The sequence below is a fragment of the Streptomyces sp. NPDC059455 genome, from assembly GCF_042750115.1.
GTDB classification, from domain to species: domain Bacteria; phylum Actinomycetota; class Actinomycetes; order Streptomycetales; family Streptomycetaceae; genus Streptomyces; species Streptomyces endocoffeicus.
Map to the genome: position 1 here is coordinate 14,990 of NZ_JBHYVB010000130.1, position 19,066 is coordinate 34,055.

Annotated in this window: 14 protein-coding genes, 1 tRNA gene and 2 pseudogenes; 8 read left to right on the forward strand and 9 right to left on the reverse strand. The window is 71.9% G+C overall.

Going from position 1 to position 19,066, the window contains the following annotated elements:
* Positions 1-46 precede the first annotated feature (46 nt).
* From ACFXB5_RS35255 to ACFXB5_RS35270, 4 genes are all read right to left on the reverse strand, one after another.
* A complete protein-coding gene (locus ACFXB5_RS35255; protein ID WP_385215812.1) occupies positions 47-808 on the reverse strand; it encodes an SDR family oxidoreductase in 762 nt (253 codons plus the stop codon).
* Positions 809-826: 18 nt separating this feature from the next.
* On the reverse strand, positions 827-1,588 hold the full coding sequence (fabG, locus tag ACFXB5_RS35260; protein ID WP_385215814.1) for a 3-oxoacyl-ACP reductase FabG: 762 nt from the start codon (positions 1,586-1,588) through the stop codon (positions 827-829).
* A gap of 161 nt (positions 1,589-1,749) precedes the next feature.
* Positions 1,750-2,145 carry a DUF3037 domain-containing protein gene (locus ACFXB5_RS35265; RefSeq protein ID WP_044579410.1) on the reverse strand — a complete coding sequence of 132 codons (396 nt, stop codon included), beginning with the start codon at positions 2,143-2,145 and terminating at the stop codon, positions 1,750-1,752.
* A complete protein-coding gene (locus ACFXB5_RS35270) occupies positions 2,142-2,966 on the reverse strand; it encodes a HipA family kinase (RefSeq protein ID WP_385215817.1) in 825 nt (274 codons plus the stop codon). The genes ACFXB5_RS35265 and ACFXB5_RS35270 overlap by 4 nt, the downstream gene beginning before the upstream one ends.
* 288 nt (positions 2,967-3,254) lie before the next feature.
* Between ACFXB5_RS35270 and ACFXB5_RS35275 the strand changes: the two genes are divergently transcribed.
* From ACFXB5_RS35275 to ACFXB5_RS35290, 4 genes are all read left to right on the forward strand, one after another.
* Positions 3,255-4,031, forward strand: a complete 777-nt coding sequence (locus tag ACFXB5_RS35275) for a hypothetical protein (protein WP_385215820.1) — start codon at positions 3,255-3,257, stop codon at positions 4,029-4,031.
* Between the two features lie 255 nt (positions 4,032-4,286).
* Positions 4,287-4,607, forward strand: a complete 321-nt coding sequence (locus ACFXB5_RS35280; protein WP_385215823.1) for a hypothetical protein — start codon at positions 4,287-4,289, stop codon at positions 4,605-4,607.
* A 700-nt stretch (positions 4,608-5,307) separates the two neighbouring features.
* Positions 5,308-6,405, forward strand: a complete 1,098-nt coding sequence (locus ACFXB5_RS35285; protein ID WP_385215826.1) for a hypothetical protein — start codon at positions 5,308-5,310, stop codon at positions 6,403-6,405.
* A gap of 79 nt (positions 6,406-6,484) precedes the next feature.
* Positions 6,485-7,495, forward strand: coding sequence for a LacI family DNA-binding transcriptional regulator (locus ACFXB5_RS35290; RefSeq protein ID WP_385215828.1), 1,011 nt, complete (start codon positions 6,485-6,487; stop codon positions 7,493-7,495).
* A gap of 85 nt (positions 7,496-7,580) precedes the next feature.
* Here the strand turns inward: ACFXB5_RS35290 and corA are convergent, their stop codons facing one another.
* Entirely contained in the window at positions 7,581-8,663 is a 1,083-nt protein-coding gene (gene corA, locus ACFXB5_RS35295; protein WP_385215831.1) for a magnesium/cobalt transporter CorA, read from the reverse strand.
* 365 nt (positions 8,664-9,028) lie between these two features.
* Here corA and ACFXB5_RS35300 point away from each other — a divergent pair, with 365 nt between their 5' ends.
* Complete coding sequence (locus ACFXB5_RS35300) at positions 9,029-10,045, forward strand: tellurite resistance/C4-dicarboxylate transporter family protein (protein WP_385215834.1); 1,017 nt, start codon at positions 9,029-9,031, stop codon at positions 10,043-10,045.
* Positions 10,046-10,068: 23 nt separating this feature from the next.
* Positions 10,069-10,740, forward strand: a pseudogene (locus ACFXB5_RS35305) (LysR substrate-binding domain-containing protein); the annotation flags it as partial.
* Positions 10,741-10,834: 94 nt separating this feature from the next.
* Here ACFXB5_RS35305 and ACFXB5_RS35310 read toward each other — a convergent pair.
* Entirely contained in the window at positions 10,835-11,533 is a 699-nt protein-coding gene (locus tag ACFXB5_RS35310; protein ID WP_385215836.1) for a haloacid dehalogenase type II, read from the reverse strand.
* Positions 11,534-11,729: 196 nt separating this feature from the next.
* On the opposite strand from ACFXB5_RS35310, the gene fdh reads away from it, so the two are divergent.
* Complete coding sequence (fdh, locus tag ACFXB5_RS35315) at positions 11,730-14,987, forward strand: formate dehydrogenase (protein ID WP_385215839.1); 3,258 nt, start codon at positions 11,730-11,732, stop codon at positions 14,985-14,987.
* 76 nt (positions 14,988-15,063) lie between these two features.
* On the opposite strand, the gene selD is transcribed toward fdh, so the two are convergent.
* Complete coding sequence (gene selD / locus ACFXB5_RS35320; protein ID WP_385215841.1) at positions 15,064-16,089, reverse strand: selenide, water dikinase SelD; 1,026 nt, start codon at positions 16,087-16,089, stop codon at positions 15,064-15,066.
* Positions 16,090-16,141: 52 nt separating this feature from the next.
* Here selD and ACFXB5_RS35325 point away from each other — a divergent pair.
* Positions 16,142-16,234 (forward strand) — tRNA-Sec (locus tag ACFXB5_RS35325).
* A gap of 41 nt (positions 16,235-16,275) precedes the next feature.
* Here ACFXB5_RS35325 and ACFXB5_RS35330 read toward each other — a convergent pair.
* Together ACFXB5_RS35330 and selA are read right to left on the reverse strand one after the other, a co-directional pair.
* Positions 16,276-18,135: pseudogene (locus tag ACFXB5_RS35330) on the reverse strand (SelB C-terminal domain-containing protein); the annotation flags it as partial.
* The coding region (gene selA / locus ACFXB5_RS35335; RefSeq protein ID WP_385215844.1) for an L-seryl-tRNA(Sec) selenium transferase at positions 18,080-19,066 on the reverse strand (987 nt) is incomplete at its 5' end. The gene selA and the pseudogene ACFXB5_RS35330, both read right to left, overlap by 56 nt.

Genomic DNA, 19,066 nt, shown 5'->3' on the forward strand with positions numbered 1-19,066 from the left:
ACGCGCCCGGGCCACTTCAGCGGCGCGGGGCCGGACCGGGCGCCGGTCAGCCGAGCCCGGCGCCCAGGAGGATGCCACCGTCCACCACGAGCGTCTGGCCGGTGACCCACGCCGACTGGTCGGAGGTGAGGAACGCGGCCGCGCCCCCGATGTCCTCGGGCACGCCGAGCCGCTTCAGCGGATAGGCCGCGGCGGCCTCCTCCTCCCGCCCCTCGTACAGGGCGGTGGCGAACTTGGTCTTCACCACCGCCGGGGAGATGGCGTTGACCCGCACCCGCGGGGCGAACTCCTGGGCGAGCTGCACCGTGAGGTTGATCATGGCGGCCTTGCTGACGCCGTACGCCGCGATGAACGGCGAGGACGACATCCCGGCGAGCGAGGCGATGTTGACGATCGTGCCGCCGTTCTCCTGCTGCCAGGCCTTCCAGGTCCGCTGGGCGAAGCCCAGTGCCGAGACGACATTGGTCTCGAAGACCTTACGGATCACATCGAGGTCGAGATCGGCTATGGGCGAGTAGACCGGGTTGGTGCCCGCGTTGTTCACCAGGTGGTCGACCCGGCCGAACGCCTCCATCGTCCGCTCGACGGCGGCCGCCTGGTGTGCCTGGTCATGGGCCTTCCCGGCGACATAGACGGCGCGGTCGGCCCCGAGCCGCTCCACGGCCTCCTTGAGCGCCTCCTCGTTGCGCCCGGTGACGCACACCTTGTCGCCACGGGCCACCATCGCCTCGGCGATGGCGTAGCCGATCCCCCGGCTCGCCCCGGTGATGAGCGCGGCCTTGCCGCTGTCCTGTATCTGCGCGGTCATGTGGTGCGTGACTCCTGATCAGTTGAGCGGGCCGCCGGCCACGTACATGACCTGGCCGGAGACGAAACCGGCCGCATCCCCGGTGAAGAAGGCGATCGCGTTGGCGATGTCGGCGGGCTCTCCGACGCGCTGCACCGGGATCTGGCTCGCGGCCGCCTTCTGGAAGTCCTCGAAGCCCATGCCGACGCGCTCGGCGGTCGCGGCGGTCATGTCGGTGGCGATGAAACCGGGCGCCACGGCGTTGGCGGTGACGCCGAACTTGCCGAGCTCGATGGCGAGGGTCTTGGTGAAGCCCTGCATTCCGGCCTTGGCCGCGGCGTAGTTGGCCTGGCCGCGGTTGCCCAGCGCCGAGCTGCTGGAGAGGTTGACGATCCGGCCGAAGCCCGCGTCCACCATGTGCTTCTGGCAGGCGCGCGACATCAGGAACGCGCCCCGCAGATGCACGTTCAGCACGGTGTCCCAGTCGGACTCGGTCATCTTGAACAGCAGATTGTCGCGGAGCACACCCGCGTTGTTGACGAGGATCGTCGGCGCGCCGAGCTCCTCGGCGACCCGCGCGACGGCGGCCTCGACCTGCTCGGCGTCCGACACATCGCAGCCCACGGCGATGGCCTTGCCGCCCGCCTCGGTGATCTTCTCCACGGTGGCCGCACAGGCCCCCTCGTCGAGGTCGAGCACGGCGACGACGCGGCCCTCCTCGGCCAGGCGCACGGCGGTCGCCGCGCCGATACCGCGGGCCGCGCCCGTCACGATGGCAACGCGCTGCTCGGTGGTGGACATATGCGGGCTCTCCCTCGCATCGATGGCGGCTCACCGCCCCGGTCCCGGGAGTGAGCAACCGCTTAGTCTCTCCTGCGCACGAGACGCTATGAGGCCCGCCACCGCCTGTCAACGACCATCCTTATGGGCTCGCTCACCTCCGCGCGCTTTGCGCCGATGCGTCACCGCACCAGCAGGTCGAGCAACCGCTCGACCTCCGCCTCCGCGTCCGCCGTCAGACCCGTGTGCACCGGCCCCGGCTGGACCACCGTGGAGCGCGGCGCCACAAGCCAGCGGAAGCGCCGCCCCGCGTCCTCCCCGGCCGCCTGACCGGCCCGTTCTCCCCCACCGCAGACGCACTCGACCGCGCGCAGCGCGGCCCGTACCGCGGGCACGTCCGCCGAGGGGTCCAGGGCGCGCAGCCGGTCCTCGTCCAGATGGATCCGGGCCGCCACGAAGGAGGTGGCGCGGCAGTAGACGACCACGCCCGCGTTGATCTGCTCACCCCGCTCGACCCGGGGGACGACCCGCAGTACGGCGTATTCGAAGACATCCCGGCCGTTGTGGAACCCGCTCACCGCGACGCCTTTCCGTCGACCCACACCCGCAGCCACTCGGGGGCCCTGGACGGCCCCTCACCGGCGCGCTCCCCGAGCGTGATCCGCTGCCCCACCGTGGCCGCCCGCTCCAGCAGCACCTCGACATAGGCGCGGCGCACCGCGTCCGGGCCGTCGAAGCCCGGCTCGTCGGTCAGCCATTCGTCGGGGACGTCCGCCACCACCTCGGTGAGCAGCTCCTCGGTGATCCGCGGCGCCAGGGCCCGGCCGGCCGCGGCGATGTCCGGCGCGAACGGAGCGAGGACGTGGTCGGAGGCGTCGTACGGCTTGGTGGCGGCCTTGTCCAGCCCGCGCCAGCCGTGGTGCCAGATCATCGTGGCGCCATGGTCGATGAGCCACATCCGCCCGTGCCAGACGAGCAGGTTGGGGTTGCGCCAGGAGCGGTCCACATTGCCGATGAGCGCGTCGAACCACACGACCCGCCCGGCCTCCTCCGCGCCCACCTCGAAGGCGAGCGGATCGAAGCCGAGTGACCCGGGGAGGTAGTCCATGCCGAGGTTGAGCCCGCCACTGGCCTTGAGCAGCTCCTGCACCTCCTGGTCCGGTTCACTCAGACCGATCACCGGATCCAGCTGGATCCGCACCAGATCCGGCACCCGCAGCCCCAGCCGACGGCCCAGCTGACCGCAGACGACCTCGGCGACGAGGGTCTTGCGGCCCTGCCCGGCGCCGGTGAACTTCATGACATAGGTGCCCAGATCGTCGGCCTCGACGATGCCCGGCAGCGATCCGCCCTCACGCAAGGGCGTGACGTACCGGATCGCGGTGACTTCGGTCAACATGTGCCCAGGCTATCCGACCGGGCGTCACTTATTCGATTAGGTAATCGAGGCGCCACAGCGGAGGGAAGTCGGGGGAGAGCCGGCGCCCCACCACCCCCTCCCCTGGACTGAGCTCCCTGGCAGGCCTTGTGTGCGACCCATTGACTCGAGCATCGGGGTGTACTTATCTTCCCGAGTTACTGAAACCATTCAGTAGATCCGGCCGGGCTCGGCGGTCCCGTCAAGGAAGACGAGACAAGATGAATGCTCAGAAGCCACCGATCCCGAGAACACTGTGGTTCCGATCGGGTGTGGCCGGTATGGCCTCTTACCTGGACGCGGCGGCGATCGTGTCCACCGGGTCGGCGTTGGTGGATCGATCAGCGGCGCAAGGCCGACACCGGGTCCGGAAGCCCGGTCGAACTGTCCGCGACCCGCCGGCTGCTGACGAAGCCCCACCTCAAAGCCCTGACCGGCCTGGCCCTGTTCTACGCGCTGACGAACCTGGCGGCCAACACCAAGGGGCAGTTCGGCACGTATCTGTACGTCGAGGTCGCGGGCGGCACCGTGCGGATCGCCTCGGCCATCGGACTGGCGACGCTCTTCGTCAGCATTCCCCTGGCGATGCTGTTCATGAAGATCGTCGACGGGCGGAACCGGATGCGCTGGTACGCACTGGGTGCGATCTCCTTCGTCCTGTCCACGGCCGCCCCCGCCGCACTCGGCGTTCACGTATGGACCCTCGCGCTGGCGAGCTTCACCGGCGCGGTCGGCTCCGCCCTCGCCTTCGAAGGCATCTTCAAAGTGTGGTCGCAGGAGGTCTTCCCCACACTGCTGCGGGCGACGGCGCGGGGCACGGTCATCGCGTTCGCCCGTGTGGTGGCCGCGGCGGTCGCCCTGTGGACGCCGACGCTGCTGAGCGCCGGCCCCCGCGTCATGTTCGCCGCGCTGGCCGCCATCGTCGCCATCGCCACCGGCATCGGAGCCGTCCTCGACCGCCTGCCCAAGATCCAGACGGGTGCTTCGGACCGTTCCGCCACCCCGGCGGCCGACCCGGTCGCGACCACCCGGGTCGACGGCAGCTGACCAAGCCTCGCACCGACTCTCCGTAGGAGAAGGCACCATTCCCATGTCAACACCTGTGCCTGCCACCGCACCGCCCCACCGCCCCGCAGCGCCGTGGCACACCCCCGGCTGGCTCGGCCACTGGATCGGCCATCCCGACGATGTGGCGGAGCGGGGCAGCCGCGGCCTGCCGGCATCAAGCATCAAGCATCAAGCATCAAGAACGGGCTGGTCCGCTACCTGTTTCGGACCACGTGCGAGGTGGAGTCGCTGCCCATGCGGATACCCGCACGGCTGACCGCCGATTCCCGCTACGTCCTCTTCGCCAACGGCGAGCGGGTGGGCCAGGGCCCCGTCCGGTCCCAACCCCGCCGTATGCGCTACGACGACTACGATCTCGCCCCGTATCTCCATCCGGGCACCAACACCATCAGCGTGCTCATCACCTATTACGGTGATCCCAACGCCTTCTGGCAGCCCGCTCCCCCGGGCGCCGCACTCGGTGGTCACGCGGTCCTGGTCTTCGAAGCGGACCTCGGTGGCACGTGGCTGATCAGTGACGGCGCCTGGAGCGTCAAGCGCCTGGCCGGCCCCTGAGCCGCACCCCCGTACGGCTTCCATGGCGTCCCCGTCGAAGTCGTCGACGCCCGGGAACTGCCGGTGGACTGGCCGGCGTGGCACGACGGCGAGGGCTGGACACCCGCCCGCGTCGCCCACGCCGGGCACATAGGCGCGACGGCTCGATCACAGCCGCCGACCGCCCCGTACGGAGCGTTGCTTCCCCGTCCGATCGGGGCGCTGGAAGAAACCTTGCTCACGGCAGAGGCGTACTGGTGCGACGAGGAAGCCGTCTACGCGGCGGAGCTCGACCATCCCGTCGCCCAGGTCGCCCACTACTGCGCACGGCACAGGGACCTGCCACGCACCCGGACGTCCGCCCCGGTCCGATTCCGCGCCACATCGGGCACGGCGCGCCTGGTCATCGCCGACTTCGGGCGAGTCGTCTGCGGCCTGGTCAGCTTCTCCCTCACCGCTCCGCGTGGCACCCGGGTCGACATCCTCTACCAGGAGAAGCCCGTCGACCCCTCCGCGGCGGGCCACATCTCCAACATCACCGGTGCGCGATACATCGCCCGCGGCGGCGACGACGCGTTCGAGGCCATGGAAGTCAACGGCCTGCGCTATGTGCGGCTGCTGATCACCTCCCCGGTCCCCGGCGACATCGTCGTCGGCGAGATCCGTGTGCTACATCGACTGCCCGACCCGGGAGCAGCGGGCGTGGGTGGGGGACGGTGTGGTGCACCAGTTCGTCCACCTCACCACGTCCACCGACTGGTCCATGGCACGTTGGTATCCGCAACTGGCCGGCTCGCCCCGCTCGGACGGTCTGCTGCCGCGAAGCGTCGCGGGCGAGACCGAGTACCGCGACGGTCTCACCATTCCGGACTGGGCATTGAGCTGGGTGCACGGCGTCCACACCCTGTACCGGTATGAGGGCCCGTCGGCTCCGGTACGCGAACTGCTGCCGTCCGTGGAGCGCGTGCTGCGCTGGTACCTGCCGTACCTCGATGAGCGGGGCGTGCTCGAACACGTACCGGAATGGAACCTGGTCGACTGGTCGGCTGTGTTCCTGAGGGGCACCAGTTCGATCCTGGCGTCGATGTGGGCCAGAGCGCTGCGTGAGTTCGCCGACCTCAGCGCCGCGTACGGCAACGTGGGCAACGCCGACTGGGCGCGGGGGCTGTGGGAGGAGGCACGGGCCGGGTTCGAGGTGTTCTGGGACCCCGAGCGGGAAACCTACGTCGACCATCTCGTGGACGGCATCCGTCAGTCGCCGGCCTCCCAACTGGCCGGAGCGACCGCGATCGTGTCCGGTCTCGCCCCGTCTTCCCGCTGGAACGCCGTGGCCGACTGGATCGCCGATCAAATACGCGGTGTGCAGGCCGTGACCTGGGACCCGCGGCACGAGGTGGTGCGGGCGGAACCCTTCGCCAGCTACATGGTCCATGACGCGCTGGCGCTGTGCGGCCGCACGGCGGAACTGACCCGTGCGCTGCGCGACTGGAGCCGGTTCCTCACCGACGGATACGACACCTTCGGGGAATGCTGGGGCTGGGGCACTCCCGCCCATGGCTGGAGCTCCACCCCCACACGCGACATCGTGACCTATCTCCTCGGCATCGAGCCCGCGGAAGCGGGCTTTGTCTCGGCCCGGATCCAACCCGCGTTCGGAGTGACCGCCCACATGAGCGGCGCCGCTCCCACGCCATACGGCCTGCTGCACGTGCGCGTCACCGACACCACGTGCGAAGTCGACAGTCCCGTGCCGTTCACCTTCCGGGCGGCCGACGGAACCACCACGGCGCATCCCGCCGGCCACACCATCCTCGGCTGACACTGAGCGGACGATAGGCTGGAGCGGGGGTGCGGCGTGCCCCGCGATCTCGCGTACCCCGCGATCTCGAAGGAAGGTCATGCCTCGGCAATCCCGGCGCCCCACGGCAGGTGACGTGGCCCGGCTCAGCGGCGTCTCCTCGGCGACCGTCAGCTATGTGCTGAACAAGAGTCCCGGACAGAAGATCTCCGCGGCCACGACCGACCGGGTCCTGCGCGCCGCGGAGCAGTTGGGCTATGTCCCCAACGCGGCGGCCGGCACCTTGCGGCGCGGACATTCGCGTGTGGTTCTGATCGTGATCGACACGCTGAATGTCGGCCACACCAACGCCCGGAGTCTCGAGCCCCTTCTGGATGCGGTGGCCTCATGCGGCCTCACCGCGCTCACCTATTCGCTCGTCTCGGAGGAGGACCTGCTCGGTGTCGTGCGGACGCTGCAGCCGTTCGCCGTCGCGGCCCTCTCCTTCACGACCGCCGCCATGCGGCAGAGTCTGCGGGGGGCCGGCGCGCAGCATGTCATCGGCCTCAACACGGCCGAGGACGAGGACCTCGAACCGAAACGGCCCGGGGAAGCGGAGATCGGCAGGACGCAGATCCGGCATCTCGCACAGCGCGGCCCCACCAGGATTGTGTACGTGCTTCCGGACAAGTCCCCACGACTGCCGATCGCCCAGGTGCGTCTTCGCGGCGCGCAGGAGGAGTGCGTCCGGCAGGGACTGCGCGCACCACTGGCCCTGTCACTGCCCTTGGACCGCCACGCCATCGCCGAAGCGTTGTCGTCGCTCGAGTCCTTGCGCGGCACTACGGGCGTGGCGACCGCGGACGACCGCATGGGAATCGCCGTACTCGGCGCCATGGCAGACCTGGGTTGGTCCGCTCCGGACGACCTTGCCGTCGTCGGGGCGGACAACTTCGTGGAGAGCGAGTTCGTCACTCCCCCGCTTACCTCCGTGTACCTCCCGCTGGCCAACCTTCGTGCCGTTGCCGTGGAATGGTTGAACAAGGCCCTCTCGGGAGATGGCCAGTCCACCGATCACGCTTTGCTGGGGTGGGACGCGGCCGCCGAATGCGTGGTCAGAAGATCATCCTGAGGCCGTGAGCTCCGGGACCCGCTCGCTCCTCGACCTCGCCGACCGCGCCTGTGGGGGCCGTTCAGCCTCCCGGCCCTCGGGCGGGTCAGAGCCAGCCGTTGCGGCGGAAGCCCCGGTGGATGAGGAAGCAGGCGACGGCGATGACCCCCATGGCCATGGGATAGCCGTACGTCCAGCGCAGCTCGGGCATATGGTCGAAGTTCATGCCGTATATCCCGCAGACCATGGTGGGAACGGCGATGATCGCCGCCCATGCGGTGATCTTGCGCATGTCCTCGTTCTGGGCGACGGTCACCTGAGCGAGATGAGCCTGGAGGATGGAGTCGAGCAGCGCGTCAAAAGAGGTGATCTGTTCGGTGATCCGCTCCAGGTTGTCGGCGACGTCGCGGAAGTACGCCCGGATATCGGATGCGATGAGCGGCATGGACTGGGCGGCGAGCCGCTGGAGCGGCCGGTCCAGCGGCGCGACGGCCCGCTTGAGTTCCAGCAGTTCACGCTTGAGCTGGTAGATCCGGCCCGCGTCGCGGTAGCCGACGTCCTCGGTGAAGACGGCGGACTCCACGGCGTCGATGTCGTACTGCACGTTGTCGGCGACGGCAAGGTAGTCGTCGACCACATGATCGGCTATGGCATGCAGCACCGCGGTGGGCCCCTTGGCCAGCTGCTCGGGTGTGTCCTCCAGAGCTTCGCGCACGGGCCCCAGCGAGCCGTGCCGCCCGTGCCTGATGGTGATCACGAAGTCGGGCCCGGTGAAGACCATGATCTCGCCGGTGTCCACCACTTCGCTGGTGGCGGTGAGCTCCGGGTGCTCGACATACCGAACGGTCTTGAAGACGGCGAACAGCGTGTCGTCGTACTGCTCCACCTTGGGCCGCTGATGCGCTTGGACGGTGTCCTCGACCGCCAGGGGATGCAGCCCGAAGAGTTCGGCGAGTCCGGCGAATTCCTCCTGGGTCGGTTCGTGCAGCCCGATCCAGACGAAGCCACCGCCGGACTTGCGGGCCCGTCGCAGTGCCTCCTCGGCTGGACAGTTGCCGTGCTGCCGCACACCGTCGCGATAGACCACGCAGTTCACCACCGAGCTGCCGAGCGGCGACCGGGCGGGATGGCTGAGGTCAACGGTGCGCCGGGGTGTCCGGCGCACCGCATGACGAAGGTTGCTGATCATCGACACGGCGGGCTCCTTCGGCGGATCGACGGCCAGTGTGCCATCGCCCCGCGACAAGGGTCAGCCGGGCATCGAGGGCCGGGCATCGAGGGGACGATCAACCGGGCCCCCGACGTCACCGGCGTCCGCCGGACCCGCTGCCGCGGCATGCCCGAGGTCCGTCTCCAGCACGCCCCCGGAAAGCCGTAGTCCGTCGTGACCAGGCGTTCAGACAGGGTCCGGGGCCAGCCACAGGTGTTCGGGATGGGTCTTCACGCCACGGTGGCCCCTTTCCCACGGTCGGCCCGGGACCCCTCGGCCATCGGAACGGTCTGCGCTGGTTCAAGCGCGTACCAAGCGGGACCCGGGAGCTTCTTGGGGAGCCGGTGGCCAACGAACTCCCCGCCGCCGTTCCGCCCATCTCGCCCTCCGCACCCGGACGCCGATGGAGTGGCAGCCTGCTGGGCGTGCCGCGAACGATGAACGGGGTGCGGGCGCGTCACCTGCCGCCCAGTGCCTTCGCCCCAGCGATGGCGACCGGAATCGTGTCCCAGGGACTCGCGGCGGTAGGCGCGCGACGGCTGTCGGAGGCCCTGCTGGCCGTGGCCGTGGTGCTCTACGGCGGGCTGCTGGCAAAGCTGGTGTGGCGGGTGGTGCGGTATCCGCGTAAGGTGGCCGCCGACCTGCGGGATCCGGCACGGCTGTTCGGATTCTTCACCTTCGTCGCGGGCTCCGATGTGCTCGCCGTGCGGCTGGCCCCGGGGCCGGCGCGGGCGGCCGCGTCCGCCCTGCCGACGCCGGCCATACCAGCCGCCGTTCTCCTGCTGGGGTGTGTGGCGCTCATGGCGCACCGGCTCGGCTGGGGCGGGATGGTGCGGCGCGCGGAGGGGACCTGGTTCCTGACCGTGGTGGGGGTCCAGTCCGCCGTCCTGGCGGTGGCGGCGCTGACACCCGGCCGCGCCCGGTCGGCCGAAGCGTTCGCCTGGGTGGCCGGGGTGCTGCTGTACGCGGCGGTGGCGACGGTGGTCACCGGTCGGCTCACGCGGTTCGGCGTACCGCCCCGGGAGCTGTCGCCGCCCTACTGGATCACGATGGGAGCCTGCGCGATCAGCCTGCTCGCCGGTGCCCGGCTGGCGCGGCACGGGCTCGCCGCTCCCCGCCTCGGGGCGCCGGTCCGGTTCGTCCTCATGGCCCTGTGGGGCTGGGCCACCTGTCCGCTGCCGCCGCTGCTGGCCGCCGGGGTCTGGCGGCGTCTGGTGCACCGGGTGCCCGTGAGGTATCCCGGACCCTCGCCCGCCGACCGCGCCGCGGCCCTCGCGCTCGCCCGCGGCGGACCCCCCACCGAAACCGTGGGCCTGGCCCCCTTCGCCGCGGGCACCTCCGCCGCCACCCCCCTCGCGTAAGGAACCGGCCGATGAACCACCTGATCACCGATGCCGGCCAGGTGCTGCTCCGGGAGGCCGGAGTGGCCCTCGACGCGGTCGGGGCCGCCGCGCGCCGGACGCGGCGTGCCGGGGATCCGAAGCGGCCGCTGGTACTCGCGACGAAGGCCGGGGCATCCCACGGCCTGCTGCGACGGCTCCTCGACGCGCTTGCGAGCGAACCCGGTGCGGCACCGATCGAGCTCCTCCTGTGCGAGGTCGGCGAGCAGGCACGGCTGCTCCGCGACGGGCACGCCGACGTGGCACTCATGCATCGCCCGTTCGACGACCTCGCCGGGTTCGACACGGAAAGCCTCTGCGTCGAAAGCCAGGTCGCGATCCTTCCCGCGGGGCATCCGCTCGCGTCACGCGATCAGCTCACGCTGGCGGATGTCCACAACGTGCCGGACCTGCCGATCGCCCGATGGCCCCAGCTCGACGGGTCCTACCCGGACGGGCCCGGACCGGAGGTGCACACGCAGTCGCAGCTCGCTCAGCTCGTGGCGCTCGGCAAAACGCTGCTGGTCATTCCCGCCTCCAGCCGTGCCTGGCAGTGGCCAGAACACGTCGCGGTACCCGTCGTCGACGCGCCGGAAGTCACCACGGTGATCGCATGGCCGCCGAACAGTCGCTCCCTGGCGGTCGCGTCGCTCGTCCGCTCGGCGGCCGGCCTCCGCGGCACCGCGCTGGCTTCACCCGCGGCCGTGAAGTCGAGCACACGTAATCACCAGCCTGGTGACGGCCTCGGCGCGGGCAACGCCTTTTCGCGGGTCAGCCGGGCGGGGTGGTTCCCAGGCGCCGGGCCAGATCCGCCACCCCGGTCGCCTGCCGGTCGGCGGGCCGCGCCGCCGACGGGTAGGGCACCGGCGTGCGCCGCAACCAGACGGTGGCGAGACCGGCCCGGGCGGCGCCGTCGATGTCCCACGGGTGCACTGCCACCATCGTCGCCGCGCCGGCCGGCACGTCCACCGCGCGCAGCGCGTACGCGTACGCGGCGGGAGCGGGCTTCCACTGGCCGCCGGCGCCCTGGACATCCAGGTGGGCCTCGAAGCAGTCCGCGCACCCGGCCCGGTCCACTACCGCACGCGTGGTGTCCGCCGAGCCGTTCGTCAGGGTGACCAGACGGTGTCCGGCCGCGTGCAGCGCCCGTACGCCCTCGGGGACATCCGGGTGGACGGGCAGCTCCGGCAGGCCGGCGAGCACGTGGTCCACGGCCGCCGCCGGGTCCGCTCCCCCGGGCCCGTGGCGGGCCAGGAGGGTGCGCAGTACGTCCCCGGCGACCTCGGCGAACGTCGCCCGGCCGCCCGCGAGGGACAGGGCGATGCCGTCGCGCAGCACACCGGCGAACCACACCGGCAGCAGCTGGCCGGGCAGACCGATGTCCGCCATGCGCGCGGCGAGCGGGGTCATGTCGGTGAGTGTCTCGTTGACGTCGAAGACGAGGACGCCCGGGCGGCCGTCAGCGGCCATGGGGATCACCGTTCCCGATCGCCATCCGATCACTCCCGTCGTACTATCCAGACCGAGACCAAGTGGACATTACGGGCAGGCCGAACGGTCCGCGAGCGGATACACCGCCGGTAGGAATGCCCGGGTAGGGGAGAACGAAACCGGGTACCCGGCAAGGTGCCGAGCGCCACCGCAAGTGCGTGGAAGGGCGGATGACATGGGCGTACGCACATGGATCGCCTCCTGGCCGGTCTACCGCCAGCTCACGGGGACGGACCCGCTGGGCCGCGGGGCCGCCGCCACGAGCGCCGGTGCGCGGCCCACTGCCCGGACCGCCTCGGCGGACCGGGTGGTGAAGTCGATCTGCCCGTACTGCGCGGTGGGGTGCGGCCAGAACGTCTATGTGGAGGACGACCGCGTCACCCAGATCGAGGGCGACCCCGACTCCCCCGTCTCCCGCGGCCGGCTGTGCCCCAAGGGCTCGGCCAGCCTTCAGCTCACCACCGGCGGCGCCCGCGAGCACCATGTCCTCCACCGGCGCCCGCACGGCACCGAGTGGGAGCGCCTGGACCTCGACACGGCCATGGACATGATCGCCGACCGGGTGATCGAGGCGCGCCGGGCGGGCTGGCAGTGGGAGGTGGACGGGGCCCGCACCCGGCGCACCCTCGGCTTCGCCAGCCTGGGCGGGGCCACCCTCGACAATGAGGAGAACTACCTGATCAAGAAGTTGTTCACCGCCCTGGGAGCCGTGCAGATCGAGAACCAGGCGCGGGTTTGACACTCCTCCACCGTTCCCGGTCTGGGAACCTCGTTCGGCCGCGGCGGCGCGACCACCTTCCAGCAGGACCTGCAGAACTCCGACTGCATCGTCATCCAGGGCTCGAACATGGCCGAGTGCCATCCGGTCGGGTTCCAGTGGGTGATGGAGGCCAAGGCCCGTGGCGCGAAGGTGATCCACATCGACCCGCGCTTCACCCGCACCAGCGCGCTCGCCGATCTGCACGTTCCGCTGCGCGCGGGCTCGGACATCGCCTTCCTCGGCGGGATCATCAACCATGTCCTGCGGAACGACGCGTACTTCCGCGAGTACGTCGTGGCGTACACCAACGGCCCCGTCGTGCTGCGCGAGGACTTCCGGGACACCGAGGACCTCGACGGCGTCTTCTCCGGCCTCGACCCCGGAACCCGCGCCTACGACAACGGCAGCTGGCAGTACGAGGGCATGGAGGTGCAGTCGGCCGCCGGTGAGCGCGACGCGGAGTACGACAGGCGCACCGGCGGCGGACGGTCGGTGACCGAGGCCGCGCGCGGTGAGGCGCACGGCGCGGGTGGCGCCGAGGTCGGCGAGGGCGAGCCCGAGCGGGACGAGACGCTCAGCCATCCGCGCTGCGTCTTCCAGGTCCTCAAGCGGCACTACGCCCGCTACACGCCCGAGATGGTGGAGAAGATCTGCGGCGTTCCGCAGGACCTCTTCCGCCAGGTGTGCGAGCTCGTCACGGAGAACTCCGGGCGCGACCGCACCACCGCCGTCGCCTACGCGGTCGGCTGGACCCAGCACACGGTGGGCGTGCAGTACATCCGCGCGGCCTCCGTCCTGCAGAGCCTGCTCGGCAATATCGGCCGGCCCGGTGGCGGCATCCTGGCCCTGCGGGGGCACGCCTCCATCCAGGGCTCGACGGACATCCCCACCCTGTTCAACCTGCTGCCCGGCTACATCCCGATGCCGCACGCCCACCAGATGCAGGACCTCGACACCTTTGTGGAGGTCGAAGCGGCCCGCAAGGGCTACTGGGGCAATATGCGGGCCTATCTGGTCAGCCTGCTCAAGGCATACTGGGGCGAGGCCGCGCGGCCCGAGAACGACTTCTGCTTCGACTACCTGCCGCGGCTGACCGGCTCCCACTCCACCTACGAGACGGTCATGGCCCAGCTGGACGGAGTCTGCAAGGGCTACTTCCTGATGGGCGAGAACCCCGCCGTGGGCTCGGCCAACACCAAGATGCAGCGCCTGGGCATGGCCAACCTGGACTGGCTCGTCGTCCGGGACTTCTCCCTCATCGAGTCGGCCACCTGGTGGCAGGACGGCCCGGAGATCGAGACGGGTGAGCTGCGCACCGAGGACATCGGCACCGAGGTGTTCTTCCTGCCGGCCGCCGCCCACACCGAGAAGGACGGCAGCTTCACCAACACCCAGCGGCTGCTGCAGTGGCACCACCAGGCCGTCGAACCGCCCGGCGAGGCGCGCAGCGATCTGTGGTTCATGTACCACCTGGGCCGGCGGATCCGGGCGAAGCTGGCCGGGTCGGCCGATCCGATGGACCGGCCGGTACTCGATCTGACCTGGGACTACCCCACCAGGGGCGAGTACGCGGAACCGGAGGCGGAGGCGGTCCTCGCCGAGATCAACGGCCACGACGCCGAGGGCCACCCGCTCTCGTCCTATGAGCAGCTGGCCGGGGACGGCTCCACGTCCTGCGGCTGCTGGATCTACTGCGGCGTCCACGCCGACGGCGTCAACCAGGCCGCCCGCCGCACGCCCGGCACCCGGCAGAACTGGGTGGCGGCCGAGTGGGGCTGGGCCTGGCCCGCCAACCGCCGCATCCTCTACAACCGGGCCTCGGCCGACCCGGACGGCAGGCCGTGGAGCGAACGCAAGGCCCTGGTGTGGTGGGACGAGGAGCGGGCCCGGTGGTCCGGCCATGACGTTCCCGACTTCGCCCCCGGCAAGTCCCCCTCCTACCGGCCGCCGCCGGACGCGACGGCCGGGGCGGCGCTGTCGGGCACCGACCCCTTCATCATGCAGGCCGACGGCAAGGCGTGGCTGTACGTGCCGTCGGGCCTCACCGACGGCCCCTTGCCCACCCACTACGAGCCGCAGGACTCGCCCTTCCCCAACCTGCTGTACGGCCAATGGCGCAATCCGGTACGGCACCTGATGCCGTCACGCCCGGACAACCGGTACCAGCCGGGCGGCGGCGAGCCCGGCTCGGAGGTGTTCCCGTTCGTCGCCACCACCTACCGGCTCACCGAACACCACACCGCGGGCGGCATGTCCCGCTGGCAGCCCTATCTGGCGGAGCTGCAGCCGGAGTTCTTCTGCGAGGTCTCCCCCGAACTCGCCGCCGAACGCGGCCTCGAGCACACCGGCTGGGCGACGGTCGTCAGCGCCCGCGGGGTGATCGAGGCGCGGGTCCTGGTCACCGACCGCGTACCGCCGCTGACCGTGCACGGACGCACCCTGCACCAGGTCGGCCTGCCCTACCACTGGGGGCCGAACGGCTACAGCACGGGGGACGCGGCGAACGAGCTGCTGCACATGTCCCTCGACCCCAACACCCACATCCAGGAGACGAAGGCGTTCGCCGTCGACATCCGGCCGGGCCGACGGCCGAGGGGCCCGGCCGCCGTGGAGCTGGTGCGGGCCTACCGGACGCGGGCGGGCATCGACGAACGCACCGGCACGGAACTCTGAGCCACCCCGGGGTTCGCCTGAGGACGGTCACAGCAGAGGACGGTCTCACTTGAGGACGTCTCACCTGAGGGCGGTCTCACCTGAGGACGAGGGAGTGCTCCCCCTTCGGGACCAGTTCTCCCACCACCGGCGCTCCGGGCACCTCGCCCGCCACGAGCAGCCCACCGGAGGTCTGGGCGTCGGCCAGCAGCAGCCTGGTGGCGGGGTCGGTGTCCCCGAAGTCGGTGAACGGCGCCACCCACTCCAGGTTCCGCCGGGTGCCGCCGCTGACGTACCCGTCCCGGACCGCCTCCCGCGCCCCGTCGAGGTACGGCACGGCGGCGGTGTCGACCACCGCGGTCACATCCGAGGCCCGCGCCAGCTTGTGCAGATGGCCGAGGAGGCCGAAGCCGGTGATGTCGGTGGCGCAGGTGGCACCGGCCTCCAGGGCCGCGGCCGACGCGTCCCGGTTGAGTGCCACCATCGTGGCCACCGCCTGCTCGAACCGTTCGCCGGTGGCCTTGTGGCGGTTGTTCAGCACCCCCAGGCCGAGGGGCTTGGTCAGCGACAGCGGCCTGCCCGGCCGGCCGGCGTCGTTGCGCAGCAGGCGGGCAGGATCGGCGAGGCCGGTGACGGCCATGCCGTACTTGGGCTCGGGATCGTCCACGCTGTGCCCGCCGCCCACGTGGCAGCCCGCCTCGGCGGCGATGTCGAGCCCGCCGCGCAGCACCTCGCGGGCCAGGTCGAACGGCAGCACATCGCGCGGCCAGGCCAGGAGGTTGACGGCGAGCACGGGGCGGCCGCCCATCGCGTACACGTCCGACAGGGCGTTGGCCGCGGCGACGCGCCCCCAGTCGTACGGGTCGTCCACGACGGGTGTGAAGAAGTCCGCGGTGGACACCACCGCCTGGGCCGGGCCCCCGGCCGGGGCGGGCAGGGTGACCACCGCGGCGTCGTCGCCGGTGGCCAGCCCGACGAGCAGCGGGCTGTCGCTCGCGGCCGTCGTCGGCCCGGCCAGTCCGCTGAGCACGTCCTCCAGTTCGCCGGGCGGAATCTTGCAGGCGCAGCCACCGCCGTGGGCGAACTGTGTGAGCCGTACGGGCGTTTCGCGGGTCGTGGTCATGCCGGTCCTCTCGGTCGATGGTGGTCGGCGGCGGGTAGCCTTGAGCGGCGAGGGAGGCGTGTGGGTGCCTGGTGGCCCTCCCGGTCTTCAAAACCGAGGTGCCCGAGGATCTCGGGCAGGCGGGTTCGATTCCCGTCCGCCTCCGCCTTCGCTCTCCGTACCGGCGCGGCAGCGCCGGTGCTGGTCGTCCACGCGTTCGGTGAGCCCCTGGGTATCGAGGTACTCCAGCAGCGGTACGGCCACCCGGCGTGTCGTGTCGAGGGCCCGGCGCGCCTGGCTGAGCGTGAACGGCTGCGGAAGGCCGCGGAGCACGGCCGCGGCCCGTGCGTCCGCGCCCGGAAGCAGCAGGATGCCGTCGCCGACCCGCAGCAGCGCGCCCGCCGCGACGGCGGCGGCCACCGTCCTGCGCGTCAGCCCCAGTTCGGTCAGCCGGTCGGCCTCGGGGGCACGGAACGGTGCCCGCAGCAGGTCTCGCCGCACGTCGTCCACGGCCGCCTGGACGGGTGGCGGCAGGGTGGGCCGGGCGTCCGCGCCGCCGTACAGCCGCCCCTGACGGCTGTGCACCTTCTCCGAGGTCTCGGCGAGGGCGTCGACCAGGGACCGGTCGGGCAGGCCGAGCAGGCGGCGGGCCGCCTCCGGGGGCAGACCGGGCTCCAGCGGGTGGCGCGCCGCATGGCGTTCGACCTCGGCCTCCAGGCGGTCCCGCAGCGCCGCCCAGCGGGCCGCGTCGGCCAGCCAGTCCCCGGCGACCGGCGCGGTGGGGGCGGGCAGACCCATGGCCGCCAGCTCCGAGCGGCGGACCAGCCCGCGCCGCCGCAGTTCCGCCACGCCGTCGGGCGCGCCGGTCATGTCCGCCAGCTCGGCCGCCCTCGTCCGGGCCGCGCCTCGCCGGGTCAGCCGGGGCGGCCGTACGTCCAGGACGGTCATCCCGCACGGCGGGCGCCGCCCGCCCGGTTCCCGCAGGACCGCCCGGTCGCCCACCCGCAGCGGCAGCTCCCTGGGCAGGGTCAGCCTGGCCGTGTCCTCGCCCAGCGGGCGGACGGTCACCGGCACGGCGGCGGTGCCGATGTGCAGGGTGACCGTCCGGGGCAGCTCGCGGGCCGGCGCTCCGCGGACCCGGACGTCGATCAGGCCGGTGAGCAGCCAGCGGTCCGGCGTCAGCAGCACCTGGCCCCGGCCCAGCACGCCGTCGGGCGCGCCGTGCACATTGACCGCCACCCGCGCCACCCCGCTGACCGCGGACCGGTCCTCCCGCAGACACTGCAGCCCGCGCACCCGCAGCGCGGTCCTGCCGTCCCCCGCCACCAGCCGGTCACCGGCGCGCAGGGTGCCCGCCCCCAGGGTGCCGGTGACGACCGTGCCCTGGCCGCGCACGGTGAAGGCGCGGTCCAGCCACAGCCGTACGTCCGCACCGGCGGGCGGAACGGGCAGCGAGCGGCCCAACCGGGTCAGTTCCCGGCGCAGTTCGGCCAGCCCCGCGCCGGTCACCGCACTCACCGCCACGGACGGCACGGTGCCGAGGGAGGTGGCCGCGATGCGCTCGACGGCGTCCGCCCGCACGGGCTCGGGATCCGCCAGGTCACCTCGGCTCACCGCGAGCACGGCGTGCCGCACCCCGAGCGCGTCCAGGATCTCCAGGTGCTCCTGCGACTGCGGCTGCCAGCCCTGGTCCGCGGCCACCACGAACAGGACGGCGGGCACGGGCCCGACACCGGCCAGCATGGTGGCGACGAAGCGCTCGTGTCCGGGTACGTCCACGAAGGCGATGTGCTCGCCGCCAGGGTCGTCGTCTCCGTCCGGGCTTCCGTCCGCCGAGTCTCCATTCGCGCTTCCGTCCCGGTCCAGGCGGGTCCAGACGAACCCGAGGTCGAGGGTCAGGCCGCGGCGCCGCTCCTCCTCGAAACGGTCGGGCTCCATCCCGGTCAGCGCCCGTACCAGCGCCGACTTACCGTGGTCGACATGCCCGGCGGTGGCCAGTACCCGCATGGCCCTACCTCTCCGTGGCCGGATCCATGGCGGCCGGATCGCCGACCGACCGCACGGCATCGGCCAGCCGCTCGTCGTCCTCCCGCGGCACCGCCCGCAGATCGAGCAGGCACCGGCCCGCCTCCAGCCGCCCCACCACGGGGACCGGGCCGGTCCGCAGGGCCGCGGCGTACCGCTCGGGCAGCGACAGCGCGGCGCTGGGCAGCGCCACCCCCGGGGCGCCGCCACCGCCCACCGACGCGGCGCTCTCGACGGCCCGCACATCGATGCCGTCGGCGCCCAGGGCGGAGGCGAGCCGCTCGGCGCGGTGGAGGAGCCCCACCGGGTCGGCGGCCAGTGCCGCGGCGGTCGGGGTCTCGGGCCCGGTCAGCGTCGCCTCCAACGCGGCCAGCGTCAGCTTGTCCACACGCAGCGCACGGGCGAGCGGATGCCGGGACACGGTCCGCACCAGCTCCTCCTTACCGAGCAGCAGTCCGCACTGCGGTCCGCCGAGCAGCTTGTCGCCGCTCGCGGTGACCAGCGACGCTCCGGCCCGGAGCCGGGTCTCGGCGTCGGGCTCATCCGGCAGCAGAGGGTGGGGCGCGAGCAGCCCGGAGCCGATGTCGACGACCACCGGAGCGCCGAGAGCGGCGAGTTCCCCGGTCCCGGCGGCGCGGGTGAATCCCGTGACACGGAAGTTGGAGGGGTGCACCTTCAGCACGAAGGCCGTCTCCGGGCCGATCGCGGCGGCGTAGTCGGCGACGGACGTGCGGTTGGTCGTTCCCACCTCGCGCAGCCTGGCTCCGGTGGACACCAGCAGGTCCGGCAGGCGGAAGCCGTCCCCGATCTCCACCATCTCGCCCCGGCTGATGACGATCTCCTTCCCGGCGGCGAGCGCGGTCGCCATCAGGACCAGCGCCGCCGCGCCGTTGTTCACCACATGCGCGGCGGCGGCCGAGGGCACCCGCTCGCGCAGCGCGGCCAGGGCGGTCCGCCCGCGGCGGGCCCGGAC